The organism is Paeniroseomonas aquatica, from assembly GCF_030409335.1.
GTDB classification, from domain to species: domain Bacteria; phylum Pseudomonadota; class Alphaproteobacteria; order Acetobacterales; family Acetobacteraceae; genus Belnapia; species Belnapia aquatica.
In genome coordinates, this window is record NZ_JAUFPN010000153.1 from 112,650 (window position 1) to 126,748 (window position 14,099).

The 14,099-nt window shown below is 67.9% G+C and carries 12 protein-coding genes; 4 read left to right on the forward strand and 8 right to left on the reverse strand.

From position 1 onward, the window contains the following. Nucleotides 1–41: 41 nt before the first annotated feature. Complete coding sequence (locus QWZ14_RS15705; RefSeq protein WP_290317681.1) at nucleotides 42–1,187, forward strand: CaiB/BaiF CoA transferase family protein; 1,146 nt, start codon at nucleotides 42–44, stop codon at nucleotides 1,185–1,187. Between the two features lie 89 nt (nucleotides 1,188–1,276). Beyond that, a complete protein-coding gene (locus QWZ14_RS15710) occupies nucleotides 1,277–2,368 on the forward strand; it encodes a TRAP transporter substrate-binding protein (RefSeq protein WP_290317682.1) in 1,092 nt (363 codons plus the stop codon). 10 nt (nucleotides 2,369–2,378) lie between these two features. Here QWZ14_RS15710 and QWZ14_RS15715 read toward each other — a convergent pair whose 3' ends face one another. From QWZ14_RS15715 to QWZ14_RS15730, 4 genes are all read right to left on the reverse strand, one after another. Further along, complete coding sequence (locus tag QWZ14_RS15715) at nucleotides 2,379–4,016, reverse strand: GMC family oxidoreductase (protein ID WP_290317683.1); 1,638 nt, start codon at nucleotides 4,014–4,016, stop codon at nucleotides 2,379–2,381. Nucleotides 4,017–4,040: 24 nt separating this feature from the next. Then, nucleotides 4,041–4,835 carry a 2-keto-4-pentenoate hydratase gene (locus tag QWZ14_RS15720; RefSeq protein WP_290317684.1) on the reverse strand — a complete coding sequence of 265 codons (795 nt, stop codon included), beginning with the start codon at nucleotides 4,833–4,835 and terminating at the stop codon, nucleotides 4,041–4,043. Between the two features lie 62 nt (nucleotides 4,836–4,897). Beyond that, on the reverse strand, nucleotides 4,898–5,923 hold the full coding sequence (locus tag QWZ14_RS15725; RefSeq protein ID WP_290317685.1) for a zinc-binding alcohol dehydrogenase family protein: 1,026 nt from the start codon (nucleotides 5,921–5,923) through the stop codon (nucleotides 4,898–4,900). Continuing rightward, nucleotides 5,920–7,086: an epoxide hydrolase family protein gene (locus QWZ14_RS15730; protein WP_290317686.1), complete on the reverse strand. Its 1,167-nt coding sequence runs from the start codon at nucleotides 7,084–7,086 to the stop codon at nucleotides 5,920–5,922. The genes QWZ14_RS15725 and QWZ14_RS15730 overlap by 4 nt, the downstream gene beginning before the upstream one ends. A gap of 127 nt (nucleotides 7,087–7,213) precedes the next feature. Here QWZ14_RS15730 and QWZ14_RS15735 point away from each other — a divergent pair, with 127 nt between their 5' ends. Beyond that, nucleotides 7,214–8,185, forward strand: coding sequence for a Bug family tripartite tricarboxylate transporter substrate binding protein (locus tag QWZ14_RS15735; RefSeq protein ID WP_290317687.1), 972 nt, complete (start codon nucleotides 7,214–7,216; stop codon nucleotides 8,183–8,185). Here the strand turns inward: QWZ14_RS15735 and QWZ14_RS15740 are convergent, their stop codons facing one another. The 4 genes from QWZ14_RS15740 to QWZ14_RS15755 form a co-directional block, all read right to left on the reverse strand. Next, a complete protein-coding gene (locus QWZ14_RS15740) occupies nucleotides 8,186–8,629 on the reverse strand; it encodes a DCC1-like thiol-disulfide oxidoreductase family protein (RefSeq protein WP_290317688.1) in 444 nt (147 codons plus the stop codon). It abuts the gene before it with no gap. Beyond that, a complete protein-coding gene (locus QWZ14_RS15745) occupies nucleotides 8,619–10,202 on the reverse strand; it encodes a hypothetical protein (protein ID WP_290317689.1) in 1,584 nt (527 codons plus the stop codon). Before QWZ14_RS15745 ends, QWZ14_RS15740 begins: the two co-directional genes overlap by 11 nt. Nucleotides 10,203–10,306: 104 nt before the next feature. Further along, a complete protein-coding gene (locus tag QWZ14_RS15750; RefSeq protein ID WP_290317690.1) occupies nucleotides 10,307–11,224 on the reverse strand; it encodes a glycosyltransferase in 918 nt (305 codons plus the stop codon). Beyond that, nucleotides 11,221–12,339 carry a glycosyltransferase family 2 protein gene (locus tag QWZ14_RS15755; protein ID WP_290317692.1) on the reverse strand — a complete coding sequence of 373 codons (1,119 nt, stop codon included), beginning with the start codon at nucleotides 12,337–12,339 and terminating at the stop codon, nucleotides 11,221–11,223. The genes QWZ14_RS15750 and QWZ14_RS15755 overlap by 4 nt, the downstream gene beginning before the upstream one ends. Before the next feature lie 291 nt (nucleotides 12,340–12,630). Between QWZ14_RS15755 and QWZ14_RS15760 the strand changes: the two genes are divergently transcribed. Then, on the forward strand, nucleotides 12,631–14,091 hold the full coding sequence (locus QWZ14_RS15760) for a UbiA family prenyltransferase (protein ID WP_290317693.1): 1,461 nt from the start codon (nucleotides 12,631–12,633) through the stop codon (nucleotides 14,089–14,091). Nucleotides 14,092–14,099: the final 8 nt, after the last annotated feature.

Below are 14,099 nucleotides of genomic sequence, written 5' to 3' on the forward strand. Positions count from 1 at the left end.
CCCCTGCGTCTTTACTCGCTGCAACATGAGGGGGGCATCCCATGGCAGGCGCCCTGGATGGGCTGGTGGTGCTGGATCTGACCAGTTTCCTGTCGGGCCCTTATTGCACGATGCTGCTGGGAGACATGGGCGCCGACGTCATCAAGGTCGAGCGGCCGGATGGCGGGGATGATGCCCGTCGGATGCCGCCCTTCGTCGACGGCCCCCGGGGACCCGCGAGCGCCCCGTTCGGCATCTGGAACCGCAACAAGCGCAGCATCGCGCTCGATCTGAAGGCGCCGGCCGACCTCGACATCGTGCGGCGGATCGCGCTGCGGGCCGATGTGCTGGTTGAGAACTTCCGCCCGGGCGTGCTGGCGCGGCATGGCCTCGGCTGGGAGGCGATGGCCGAGGCGAATCCGCGGCTGGTCTACGCCAGCATCTCCGGTTTCGGCCAGACCGGCCCCTGGGCGGCGCATGGTGGCCTCGACATGATGGCCCAAGGGATGTCCGGCCTGATGGCCGGCAACGGGCCGCCGGACGGGGAGCCCTACCGGCTGCCGGTCGCCATCACCGACGTGACCTCCGGCATGTATGCCGCAATCGCCGTCCTCGGAGCCCTGCAGGCGCGGCAGCGGACCGGGCTGGGGCAGCGGATCGACCAGTCGCTGCTCGAGGCTGGCCTGTCGCTCGGGGTCTATGAGGCGGCGCATGTCTTCTCCCAGGGCACCAAGCCGCCGCGGATGGGCCAGTTGCACCGCGGCTCGGCGCCTTATCGGGTGTTCCGGACGCGGGATGGCTGGATCACCCTCGGCGCTTCCAAGGAGAAATTCTGGCGGGCCCTGTGCGGGATCATCGGCCTGCCGGAATTGGCCGAGGACCCGCGCTTCGCGGTGAATGCCAAGCGCGTGGCGAACAATGCGGCGCTGATCCCGCTGATCCAGGCACGGCTGGAGGCGGCGGACAACGCTCACTGGCTGACAGCGCTGGGCGAGGCCGGCATCCCCTGCGAGCCGGTGCTGTCCTATGATGAGGCGCTTGCGCATCCCCAGGCCCAGGCCCGCGGCGTGGTGGTCGACGGCGCCGACGGGAAGCCGGCGCTGGCGCCGCCGCTGCGGCTCGGTGGCACGCCGGCGAGCCTGCGGCGGCCGGCGCCCACCCTTGGCGAACATGACGCGGAGATCCGCGCCTGGCTGGCCGAGGGGTAGCGGCCACGGTCTGGCCTTCGGCGGCGCCGCATGCGTAACTTCCCGGCGTCAGCCCTCGGGAAAAGAGGGCAGCCCAGGGAAGGATCCTCATGAATCGTCGCCGCATCATCGCCAGCGGAGCCGCCGGCATTGCGGGCGCTTCCGCGCTCGCCGCCCCCAACCTCGCCTCCGCCCAGCCGCGCATCCGCTGGCGCTGCCCGAACAGCTTCCCGAAGACGATCGACACGCTCTATGGCGCCGCCGAGATCATCGCGCGGCGGGTGCGGGAGATGTCGGACGGCGCCTTCGAGATCACCGTCTCCGGCCCGGGCGAGATCGTGCCCGGCCTGCAGATCCTGGACGCGGTCGGACAGGGCTCGGTCGAGTGCGGCTTCACCTCCAGCCTCTTCTACTTCGGCAAGGACCCGAGCCTCGCCATCAGCACGACTTTGCCCTGGGGCATGGCGAGCCGGGGGATGTTCGCCTGGCTGAATTACGGCGGCGGCCGGGACCAGCTGCGCGAGGTGTTCCGCGACCAGGGCGTCGTCGCCATCCCCGCCGGCTGCACCGGCGCCCAGATGGGCGGCTGGCTGAAGAAGGAGATCAAGACGCCGGAGGATCTGCGGGGCCTCAAGTTCCGCATCGCCGGCCTCGGCGGCAGCGTGATGGCGAAGCTCGGGGTCATCCCGCAGCAGATCGCGCCCTCGGACATCTACCCGGCGCTGGAGCGGGGGGTGATCGACGGCGCCGAATACATCGGCCCCTATGACGACGAGAAGCTCGGCTTCGGTCAGGTGGCGAAGTACTACTATTACCCGGGCTTCCAGGAGATCGCGCCGAGCTCCGACCTGCTGATCAACCAGCGCGCCTGGGACGGGCTGCCGAAAGCCTACCAGTCCATGCTGGAGGTCGCCTCCGCCGAGGCCTGGGCCGCCACCGCAGCGAAATACGACGTGCTGAACCCGCCGGCGCTGCGGCGGCTGATCGCGGGTGGCACCCAGCTGCGGCCCTACCCGCGGGAGGTGATGACGGCGCTCTACCGCGCCGCCCAGGAGCTGTATGCCGAGATCGGCGCGCAGAATGCGCGGTTCAAGCGCATCCACGAGCATTGGGACAAGTTCCGGCTGGAGCAGGTCCAGTGGTTCCGCGTCGCCGAGGACAGCGCGGCCAATTTCGTCGCGGTGACGACGTCGCAGCGCTAGCCGCAACCCGTCAGGCGGCCGCCGCCGCCTGACGCCCGAGGATGAGGTCCGCCGCCTTCTCCGCGATCATCAGGGTGGTCGCATAGGTATTGGCCGAGGGCATGCTCGGCATGATCGAGGCATCGACCACGCGCAGCGCCTGCATGCCATGGACCAGAAGACGGTCGTTCACCACGGCGGTGGGGTCGGTCTCCGGTCCCATGCGGGCGGTGCCGATCAGGTGGTAGGTCGTGCTGCCGTTCTTCTTGGCGAAGTCCAGCAGCTCGTCGTCCGATTCGACCGAGGGTCCGGGCAGGGTCTCAGCCTCGAGGAAGCGGCCCAGCTCCGGCGTGTTCAGCATCCGCCGCAGCAGCCGCATGCCGCCGAGATGGACCCGCACGTCCATCGCATCCGAGAGGTAGTTCGGGTTGATCTCGGGATCCTCGAAGACATTGGTGCTGCGGGCCTTCACCCAGCCATGGCTTTCCGGCCGGTGCTGCCAAGCGCCGGCGGTGACGCCGGGGTAGTCGTCCAGCACGTAGACCTTGCCCTCGGCATAGCTGCCGGGGGTGAAGACGCATTGCAGGTCCGGCGCGTCGAGGCCCTCGAAGCTCTTCCAGAAGACATGGACGTGGGAGGGGGCGGTGGCCAGGATGCTCGGCCGCTTCAGCCCCCAGCGGGCGACCTGCAGGCCGAGGTTCAGGCCACGGGCTAGGCCGTTCAGGGTCTCGGTGCCCGGCTTGGCCCGCATCACGAAACGTGAGGCATAGTGGTCGCGGAAATTGGCGCCGACGCCGCGCAGGGCCTGCACCACCGGGACGCCGAGCTGGCCGAGCAACTCCGCCGGGCCGACGCCCGAGATCTGCAGCAGCCGCGCGGTATTGACCGTGCCGGAGGAGAGGATGACCTCGCGCCGGGCCATCACCTGCTTCGCCGGCGCCCCGGGCGCGGTGACGTAGCGGATGCCGGTGGCGCGCTTGCCCTCGAACAGGATTGCGCTGGCCCGCGCATTGGTGCGGACCTCGAGATTGCGGCGGGACCGGGCCGGCTTGAGGAAGGCGGTGGCGGCCGAAACCCGGCGGCCGTTCTGGATGGCGCGCTGGAAATAGCCGACGCCGGCCTGGTCGCCGCTGTTGTAGTCGGGGTTGCGGGGGATCCCCATGCCGACGCAGCCGGCGATGAAGGCCTCCGAGATCGGGTTGATCCAATCCATGTCGGTCACCGGGATGCCGCCCTCGGAGCGGCCCCGGTTGTCCTCGCCGAAGCCGACGCGGTTCTCGCTGCGGCGGTAGTAGGGCAGGCAGTCCTGGTAGCCCCAGCCGCGGTTGCCGCGCTGGGCCCAGTGGTCGAGGTCGGCGGGCTGGCCGCGGTTATAGATCATCCCATTGACCGAGGAGCCGCCGCCCAGGGTGCGCCCCTGGGTCGTGGCGATCCGCCGGCCGCCGGTCATCGCCAGGGGCTCGGTCTTGAACTGCCAGGTGACGCCGGGATCGGCCAGGGTCTTGATGAAGCCCGCCGGGATATGGATCCAGGGATTGCGGTCGGGCGGGCCGGCTTCCAGGACGCAGACCGTGGCGGTGCCATCCGCGGTCAGCCGGTTGGCGAGGACAGAGCCGGCGGCACCCGAGCCGACGATGACGTAGTCGAAGGTGTCGGCATCCGGTGGCATGCAGGCGTCCTCGTCAGGAAAAGCTCACGCTATAAACCGAACCGCGATGCTGCCAAGCACCCCGAAGTCGATCTCCACCGCATCGCCGGCCTGGATCTCGAGCGGAACCATGCAGGTGCCGGTGGTGATGTAATGCCCGGCCGCGAGGGTCACATCCTGCGCCGAGAGCTCATTCGCCAGCCAGGTCAGGGCGATGCGCGGATCGCCCAGGACATTGGCGCCGGAACCCTCGCGCCGGAAGCGATCGCCCACCCGGGCCGTGGCGGGATGGGCGGCCAAGTCCAGCTCGCGCCAATCGGCCGTGGTGGCCGGGCCGAAGACGAATTGGTTGGCGCAGGCATTGTCGGCGATGATCTGCGGACCGCCGGCCGAGACCACATCCTCGAAGCGGCTGTCCGGGATCTCGATGCCGAGGTGCAGGGTGCCGACCGCGGCCATGACCTCGGGCACCGTATAGGGCGCAGTGCGAGGCGGCAGGTCGCGGGCCAGGCGGAAGACGAATTCCGGCTCGGCCACCCGCATGGCATTGGCGCCGAGCGGCACCGCCACGCCCGGCGCGAGCAACTGGCTAACCAGCACCCGGCCGGCGATGGGACCATCGAGGCCGATATGCGCCTGGCCCGCGGCGCTGGTCGCGGCGATCTTCCAGCCGGCCTGCGGGCGGCCGTCCCGCGTGCCCAGCCGTGCCTGGATGGCATAGCCTTCCGCCCGGTTCTCCGGCCGCAGCACCGGCGGCAGCGCCGGCAGGCGACGGCCCTCGCGCCAGTGTTGCCATAGCAAGGCGGCCGCGGCTTCCATTCGCCCATCGTCGAGCATCATCATTCCTCCCCATGGTCGGTCGAGCGGACCGCGCTTGGTGGCGCGTTAGGCCGCTGTCCCGTTCAGTTCGGCGTGGCTTCGAATCCTGCAAGCACGATCTTGCCGACGACGCGGCCCGCCTCGACCGCGGCATGGGCCCGCCGCAGGTTCGCCGCGGTGATGCTGCCGTACTGCGTGGCCGGGCCGGGCCGGATGGTGCCCTGGTCGAGCAGGGTGGCCATCTCGGTCAGGATCTCGTGCTGGCGCTGCATATCCGCGGTGCGGAACATCGGCCGGGTGAACATCGCCTCCCAATGGATGGAGACGCTCTTGAACTTCACCAGCCGGAGGTCGAGCGGCTCCGGGTCGTCGATCAGGCCGAAGCGGCCCTGCGGCGCGATTAGCCTGGCGATCTCGGCCCAGGCGGCGGCATCGGTATGGGTGGAGAAGACGTAGCGGATCGGGCCGAGCGCCTTGGCCTGGGCAGCCAGCGGCCTGGTGTGGTCCAGCACGTGATGGGCGCCGCGGGCCCGCACCCATTCCGCGCTTTCCGGCCTTGAGGCGGTGGCAATGACCGTCAGCCCGGTGAGGACCCGGGCCAGTTGGATGGCGATCGAAGGCACGCCGCCGGCGCCGCCGAGGATCAGCACCGATTCGCCGGCCGTCCGGTCGCGCGGGATCGCCAGCCGGTCGAACAGCATTTCCCAGGCGGTGAGGGTGGTCAGCGGCAAGGCTGCCGCCTCCGCATGGCTGAGCGAGGCCGGCTTGTGGCCGACGATCCGCTCATCGACCAGCTGCAGCTCGGCGTTGGAGCCCGGCCGGTCCAGCACCCCGGCATAGAAGACGGCATCGCCGGGACGGAACAGGGCGCAATCGGGACCGACCGCCTCGACCACGCCGCTGGCATCGTAGCCCAGCACCATCGGCTTGTCGGGCGAGGCGTCGAAGACCGCGCGGCTCTTGGCGTCGCGCGGATTGACCGAGACGGCCTGCACCCGCACCAGGAGGTCCCGGCCGAGCGGCGGGCCGGGGTCCGGCAGGACCAGATCCTGCAGCGCGGCCGGATCGGCGATCGGCAGGCCTTTCGTCGTATAGCCGACGGCCTTCATGGCGTGGCCTCCCGCAGGCTGCGGAAGAAGGCGGCGATCTCGCCGGCGAGGGCTTCGGGCTGTTCCATGGCGGCGAAGTGGCCACCCTTGGCCATCGGCGTCCAGCGGCGGATATCGGTATAGGTCTGCTCCGCGATGCTGCGCGGCGGCCGCCGGATCTCCTTCGGGAAGGCGGCATAGCCCATGGGGACATCGACGGTGCGTCCCTCCGGGATGGGCCAGGAGCCATGCGCCCGGGCGTAGTAGGGCCAGAAGGATGCGCCGATGCAGCCGGTGAACCAGTAGAGCGCGATGTTGGCGAGCAGCCGGTCGCGGGGATGGGCGGCTTCGACATCGCCGTCGCAATCCGACCAGGCCCGGAACTTCTCCACGATCCAGGCGGCGAGACCGGCCGGGCTGTCGCTGAGGCCGAAGGCGAGGGTCTGCGGGCGGGTGCCCTGGATCCACTGGTAGCCGGTCTCCTCCTTCAGCCAGATGGCGACGTCTTCCGCGTAGCGGGCCTCCTCCGGCGTCGGGTTGGCGGGCGGCGGCTGGTCCGGCTTCAGCGACAGCAGGTTGAGATGGATGCCGAGCAGCTTCTCCGGATGCGCCACGCCCAGTCGGGAGGCGGTGAAGCCGCCCCAGTCGCCGCCCTGGGCGCCGAAGCGGGGATAGCCGAGCACGCCGGTCATCAGATGGGCGAGGCAATCCGCCACGGCCTCGATCGAGAAGCGCGGCTGTCCCGGACGGAAGGAAAGACCGTAGCCGGGCAGCGAGGGGGCGACGACGGTGAAGGCATCCGCCGGGTCGCCGCCGAAGCGGGCTGGGTCCGTCAGGCGCGGGATGATGTCGAGGAATTCGAAGACCGAGCCGGGCCAGCCATGCATCAGCAGCAGCGGCGTCGGATCGGGGCCGACCCCGGGGACATGCAGGTAGTGCAGGTCGATCCCGTGCAGCGGCACGGTGAATTGCGGGAAGGCATTGAGCCGGGCCTCCTCGGCGCGCCAGTCGAAGCCGTGCTGCCAGTGGTGGAGCAGGCCCTGGAGGTAGCCGACATCGGTGCCGAAGGCCCAGGCCTCGCCCGGGGCCTGATCGGGCAGGCGGGTGAGGGCGAGACGAGCCTTGAGATCGGCGATCGCTGCATCGGGGACGGCCAGGCGGAAAGGCTGCGGCTGCGGCGTCATGGATTGAATCCTCCGCCGTCCAGGCGAGCGCGGCCAGCGGGGCGCGTCAAGACCGTGCCGGGCCTGCCGTATTGACGGGGCAGCGTCCGGCATCGCCAATACGCGGCCTGACGGGAAGGACAACGCCATGAAACGCCGCCACATGCTGGGGGCCGCCGGCCTGCTATTCGGCACGCGCCATGCCGTGGCGCAGGAGGAGTGGCCCAGCCGCCCCGTCACCATCCTGGTGCCCTTCGCCCCGGGCAGTTCCTCGGACATCATCGGCCGCGCGGTGGCCCAGGGCATGCAGCAATCCCTGGGCAAGCCCGTGGTCGCGGAGAACCGGCCGGGTGCGACCGGGGAAGTCGGGGCGCGGGCGGTGATCCGCAGCGCCCCGGATGGCCACATGCTGATGCATGCGCCGATCAGCACCTGGGCCATCAACGTCGCCCTGCGGCCGAACCTGGCCTATGACCCGGTGACGCAGCTGACCCGCATCACCCAGACGGTGCGGACCCCGAATGTGCTGGTGGTGCATCCCGGCCAGGTGCCGGCGAAATCCCTGCCAGAGCTGCTCGACTGGCTGAAGGCCAATGGCGACAAGGCGGCCTACTCGACCAGCGGCATCGGCTCCTCCGACCATCTCACCATGGAGATGTTCAAACAGGCGACCGGGACCACCGCGGCCCATGTGCCCTATGCCGGCGGGGCACCGGCGACGACCGACCTGATTGCCGGCAACGTGCAGCTGTCCTTCCAGAACCTCGGCTCGATCGCGCCGCAGATCCGCGATGGCCGGGTGCGTCCCATCATCATCACGAGCGATGCCCGCAACCCGCTGCTGCCGGAGGTGCCGACCGCCGAGGAAAGCGGCCTCCACGACTTCGTGGTCTATTCCTGGCAGGGCTTCGGCGGGCCGGCGGGGATGCCGGCGCCGTTGGTGACCCGCATCCATGCTGCGGCGGTCGCCGCGCTGCGGGTGCCGCAGACCGAAGCGCGGCTGCGCGAGAATGGCTTCGAGGTGGTCGGCAGCAGCCCCGAGGAATTCGCCGCCTTCCAGCAGGCCGAAATCAGCCGCTGGAAGCGGGTGGTCACCCAGGGCGGGATCACCGCCGACTGATCAATCGGCGATCGGCGGCCGGCCCAGGAGCTTGAGGGTCAGCCGCCGTCCGGCCACCATCGCGGGATACAGGAATTTCCCGAGCCTCGGCCGGCTGAAGACCAGCCGGTTCAGCTTGTTGAAGGCACCATCCTCGCTGCCCAGCATGGCCAGGACATGCAGCGCATCGGCGCCGTGGTACAGGCGCCCGTTCCACTTCACCGCCATGCCATTCTCGAGGCTGAGGCCGCGTGCCTTGACCTCGGCCACCACCGGATGGTCGGAGCGCGCATCGATCATGTGAACCTTTTCCGCCAGCTGGCGGATGCGGTAGAGCATGACGTAGCGAGTGCAGAACGGGCACAGGCCGTCATAGACCACGAAGATTTCGCGGGCCGACGGATCCGCGGCGGACTGGCCCGTCGGGGCCGGGCGCATCGCGCCCGGCGTGGTGTCAGCGGACATCGAAGCGGTACTCGTCGCGCTTCTTCACATCCCGGACGAGCTGGCCGTCGCGGAGCGTGAGGCAGACCGACTCGACGACGTATTTATAGCCCACGATATCCTCGATGTTCAGCCGGTTGAACTCCCGGAACATCCAGGGGTTCGGCTGCATGTGGTGAGGGTAGAAGTAGTAGAGGTTGTCGTTCTTGATATAGGGATGGCGCAGCATGAAGCTATGGGTGTCGCGTACCAGATGCTCCATGTCCTTCAGCGTCGCGCCCGTCGTCTGCACCTCGGCGGTCCTGGGGCCGCAGGAAGTGGCGTCGTGCCAGTCGTTCAGGTTCAGATTGTTGCCGCCGATGCGGAAGTTGAAGTGGCCTTCCGGCACGTAGGTGGCGGCCTGAGCGATGGTGTAGGAGTAGATCCCGTAGTAGACCTGCGGCACCCACACGTCCCGGCCATCCCGCGTCACCGCGTAGAACTGTGGGCTGGCGAGTTTGGCGCCGTCCAGCCAACCGAGCCAGTTGGTATAGAAGATGGTGTGGCCGAACATCACGGTCAGCACGCAGACCAGCTTCATCATCGAGGTGATCTCATTCTCCTTCAGCCGCCAGGCCGAGGTGTAGATGATGAGATTGACCGCGATCCAGAAGTGGAACAATGCGCCAAGCGTCATGTAGACGCCGATGTGAAAGATATCGAACAGCAGCGTGAAGAACAGCAACCAGCGAACCCGAAGGATGGCCAGGGGGGCGAGCAGCTGCGCCGCGAGCACGAAGAAATTGAAGGCTAGGCCGAAGGTCGAAATGGTGTCCCAGCTGAACTGCAGCAGGGAGGGGAACATGGCCAGCGGGTTGTCGCCCCGCTCCGTGCCGATGACGATGGCCGTCTGCGTTGGATTCTGCAGCAACCAGGTCCAGGGTGCAGGCCCACCCGCCATCAGCTTGGCGACGCCGGAGCAAAAGTAGTTGCCGAGATGGGCGCCGACGATGACCGCCCAGACCAGGTTGGTGGCCTTCTGCCGCAGGACATCCGGCGGCATGTCCGCCATCATGGACCTGAGGGTCGGAAACCGGTTCAGGGTCCAGTCGCTGGTGGCGACGACCGCGATGACACCCCCGAACACGGCGAAAACGCCGGCGTCGAGCATCGACAGGAAATCCGTGTCGGACACCCAGATGCCCGCGGCCGGCCCTATCAGGAGCCGAAAGGCCACATAGTAGATGAACAGCGGCATCAGGAAGATCGGCCGCCACAGCGACGCGAAGCCGGCAATGACCGCGATCAGCGCGCCCCAGCGAAAGAACAGGGTATGCTCGTTCGCTGCGCCGAAGATGATGTTGGGCGCGGGCGGTACGGGGCCAAAGGCATCGAACAGGACCTGGACCAGCACCACGACACCGATGCCGCGCAGGATGGCGCGCAGCAGGCGCGGCACGTCGGCATAGCGGACACCGACGAAAGGCAGGGCGGCGACGCAGCAGAAGACCACCAGCGCGAAGCCATGCAGCTCCGACTGGCCGGAAGCGTAGAAGGTCACCTTCTTCGCCGCACTGAAGCCGACCAGCGCCAACAACAACAGCAGGAAGGGCAAGGAGACCGCAACCGAAGGGATGCGGAGCGCCTGGGGGCGGAGCCTCGACGAATACACCGATCTCTCCATGACAAATGGCGATGGAAGTTGCTAGCCGGGGAAATTCAACCCGGCCGCGATGTGTTTGGCATTAATGGACGGCCAGAGGCGACTCCGGCAAGCCAACGATCGCGATAGCGGATGCGAAGCCGCCGTGGCGAGGGCGGCAGGAATGCCAGGCCACGGGCGGCCAGGCGATAGGCAACGAGACGGACCAACAGGCCGAGCGAAAGCGATTTGGCGTAGTTGCGGCCCTCGCCGACGCCGTACCGAAAGGCGCGATCCAAGATCCATCGCTCCTCCATCTGCTCCGGCCGGATGATGTGCCGGACCCGGGCGTCCGCCGCGAACCAGCCGCGATGGCCGGCGGTGCCGAGGCGACGCAGCAGTTCCGTCTCGCTGCCCATGGCATACATTGGGTTTGTGCCGTCGGGGCCGACATGCTCGCCAAAGCGGGTGCCTGCCGCGAAGATGGCGCTGCGGACGGCCATGTTGGGCCCGAAGATGTCGGCATGGTCGCAGGGGCCGCTCGCCCGCCGCTGTTGCGCATAGAGCACGCTGAACTCGACGGCCTGCTCGGAGAGCCAGAGGGGAGGGGGACTCGGCCAATCCGGCAGCACCGTGCCGCCGAAGAGATCGGCCTCCGGATGGGCATCGGCCGCTGCCCGGAGCTGCACCAGCCAGTCCGTGTCCGGCAGCACGTCGTCGTCGGTGAAGACGGCGAGGTCCCCACGAAGCTCAGGCAGTGCCAGGTTGAGGGCGCGGTTCTTGCCAGGCGTGGGACAGGACAGCAGGGTCAGCGGCAACAGGTGACTGAAGCCCGCTATTACGGCCGCGGTGCCGTCATTGCTGCCGTTGTCGACGATCACCAGCTTCCAACCGGAATGCGGGGCCGTGAGGCCCGCAAAGGCGTTCAGCACGCGCGGCAGGGCCTGTGCACGGTTGCGCGTCGAAAACACAACCGTCATCGAGGGTTCGGTCACTGCGGCGGCTCCGCGGCTTCACGGGCCCGGGCGCCGATATCGAGGGTCGGGATGACAGGCTGCCCGCCGGGTTGCAGCAGGGCCCGCCAGATCCGCTGCGGCAAGGTCCGTTTGCGTTGCTCCCCCATCAGTGCCATGCGGGTGAAACCACGGGCATAGGCGAGACGCCAACGGAGCCCCAGAAGCACGGTGCTCTGCTTCGGCAGCAGCGAGGCTGGAAGGGTGAGGACCTCGACGATCAGGCGGCGCGGCAACTCCTTCCACACCGTCTGCGGTGCACCAAGGATGCGGCGGGTTGCAACGGCTGAGGCGCCTTGCCAATAGAGCCGGTCCAGCAGCCACTCCGGGCACATGCGGACGGCCTGGATCTGGTGGCGCACCAGGACCCGGCTGTCATACCAGGCGGAAAACCCGCGGTCCTGGAGCCGCCAACCGACCTGCACATCTTCGTCCGACAGCAACAACCTGCCGAAGCGGCCAAGCCGTTCGGCAAAGCCTCCCATCTCCAGCAACGGCTGGCGCTGGACGACCATGTTGACGCCATAGGGCTCGAGACCGGCAGGGACCGCCGTGGTCCGGAACTCGCCGCGGCCCTCCCATTCGATGATCGAGAGAACGCCCCGGAGGTCCTGCGGCCACCAGCCCGGCAGCGGAGCCTCCCAGACCGGCAGCACCCGGCCTCCGAGCACGCCCGGCCAAGGCCGCTGTTCGGCCAGCACGCGCTGGATCTGCTCGATCCAGTCCGGCATCGCCAGCCCGTCGTCGTCGATGTAGGCGATGAAATCCGCCGTGCTGGTTGCCGCACCGTAATTCCTGGCAGCGCTCGCGCCCGGGCGATCGATGCGCAACAGTTTTGCGTTCGGCATGGTTGCGACCAGCACGCCAAGCTCTACGTTGACATCGGCGCTGCTGCAGCTATCGACGACGATGATATCGAAGGCGTCCAGCCCCACGGTCTGCTGCCGGAGGCTCTCCAGGCAGGAGCGGACGTAGTGGGGGCGGTTATGCGTCACGATGCAAGCGGTGACGCTCGGTACCTGAACCAGGGTGGCCGGATCCGAGGATCGGACCGGTGCCTGGGGCATGTCGTCCTGGGTGCTCGCCGCGGTGTGCATTCGCATCCTACCCTGGGGGACTTGCTGTCAGAATAGTGGTCGTTGCCACAAAAACGGAAGATGTCCAGGGAACCTTGACGGGGGCGAAGCAGTCACGTTGCGTAGCGTTTTGATATCGGACGCGCCATGACGCATAAGGTGCATCAACATAAGGTGAAAAACAACCTTTTGGTTTGCGCCCCAGCCGCCGCAATTCATTGCAAAACGCTTTCTTTCTCTCACGCCAATGGCACTATCGCAGCCCCGGACGAAATGGGATTTTGCCCTGCGGCACGAGGATCAGTTCCTGCCATGCATGCTGTAGACAAGATCAAACCATACCCTGCCGCAAGTGCTCCGCTGCCGCTTGCGGTGGACCTTGATGGCACCTTGGTCGCCACCGATACATTGCATGAGGGTCTGGTCGCGGCCTTGATGCACGCACCTACCAGTGTTCCCTCGCTGTTGCGATCGCTGCCGCAGGGGCGTGCGGCCTTCAAGCGGCGTGTCAGCCGGCAGATGCCGGCCGACGCGACCAGCCTGCCGGTGCGCCAGAATTTTCTCGACTGGCTGCGCGTGGAGCATGCGGCTGGCCGTGAGTTGCATCTGGTGACCGCGGCCGACCAGTCGATCGCCGATGCCGTGGCGGCGCATGTCGGGTTGTTCCGCAGTGCCACCGGGAGCGATGGCACCCGGAATCTGCGAAGCGAGGAGAAGGCGCAGTTCCTGCAGAACGCCTTCCCCGGAGGCTTTGCCTATGCTGGCGACAGCCATCAGGATCTGCCGGTATTCGCAGCGGCGCAGGATATCGTCCTGGTGAATGCAAGCCCGTCGACCGCTGCTGCGGCACGGGCCATCAACCCGCGCATCATCGCAGAATTCCCGCCCCAGGCCGACCGGTTGCGGACCTGGATCGGGGCGTTGCGGATCCATCAATGGTCCAAGAACGTCCTCGTGCTGGTGCCCCTGGCACTCGGCCACAAGCTCGGCGACCCGACCGCGATCATCCACAGCTTGTTAGGGATGCTGCTGCTCGGGCTGGCTGCATCCGGCACTTACCTGCTGAATGATCTATCCGACCTCGTGTCGGACCGCGCGCACCGGACCAAGCGTTTCCGCGCCATCGCGGCCGGCCGGATCGCACCCCTGCATGCGCTCGCCGCCGCAATCGGTCTCATCGTCCTGGCGCTGGTCTTGCCGCTGTTGTTCAGGCCGATGCTGACGGTGGCGATCCTGGGCTACTGCAGTTTGTCGCTGCTGTACTCCGGGGTTTTGAAACGGATAGCGCTGATCGACACCCTGACGATCGCCGCGCTCTTCACCATCCGCCTGTCACTGGGCGTGGAACTCGCCGACGTCCCCTATTCTCCCTGGCTGATCGCCTTCGCCGGTTTCTTCTTCTTCTCCCTCGCCCTGGCCAAGCGGCATTGTGAATTGATGGAGGCCCGCGCCGCGGGCGGGACCGCGGTGGCGAGGCGGGGATGGGAGGTCGAGGATTGGCCGCTGACGCTGGGCTTCGGCGCGGCGGCCGGAATCGGCGCCTTGCAGATCATCATCCTTTACGTGGCGGATGACGCCTTGCCGTCCCGTATGTACGAGCATCCTGCCTGGCTTTATGTAGCGCCCGGGGCGGTCGCGGTATGGCTGATGCGCATCTGGCTGCGCGCGCATCGGCGGCTGCTGCGCGATGATCCCGTGGTCTTTGCGCTGCGGGATCCATGGTCCTGGGCCATCGGATCGGTCGTCGTCGTCGCCATCGTTTTAGCCTTGTAAGGAACTGG

Coding starts and splice junctions, on each gene's coding strand:
- QWZ14_RS15705 (WP_290317681.1), top strand. CDS start 42: ATGGCAGGCGCCCTGGATGGGCTGGTGGTGCTGGATCTGACCAGTTTC.
- QWZ14_RS15710 (WP_290317682.1), top strand. CDS start 1,277: ATGAATCGTCGCCGCATCATCGCCAGCGGAGCCGCCGGCATTGCGGGC.
- QWZ14_RS15715 (WP_290317683.1), bottom strand. CDS start 4,016: ATGCCACCGGATGCCGACACCTTCGACTACGTCATCGTCGGCTCGGGT.
- QWZ14_RS15720 (WP_290317684.1), bottom strand. CDS start 4,835: ATGATGCTCGACGATGGGCGAATGGAAGCCGCGGCCGCCTTGCTATGG.
- QWZ14_RS15725 (WP_290317685.1), bottom strand. CDS start 5,923: ATGAAGGCCGTCGGCTATACGACGAAAGGCCTGCCGATCGCCGATCCG.
- QWZ14_RS15730 (WP_290317686.1), bottom strand. CDS start 7,086: ATGACGCCGCAGCCGCAGCCTTTCCGCCTGGCCGTCCCCGATGCAGCG.
- QWZ14_RS15735 (WP_290317687.1), top strand. CDS start 7,214: ATGAAACGCCGCCACATGCTGGGGGCCGCCGGCCTGCTATTCGGCACG.
- QWZ14_RS15740 (WP_290317688.1), bottom strand. CDS start 8,629: ATGTCCGCTGACACCACGCCGGGCGCGATGCGCCCGGCCCCGACGGGC.
- QWZ14_RS15755 (WP_290317692.1), bottom strand. CDS start 12,339: ATGCACACCGCGGCGAGCACCCAGGACGACATGCCCCAGGCACCGGTC.
- QWZ14_RS15760 (WP_290317693.1), top strand. CDS start 12,631: ATGCATGCTGTAGACAAGATCAAACCATACCCTGCCGCAAGTGCTCCG.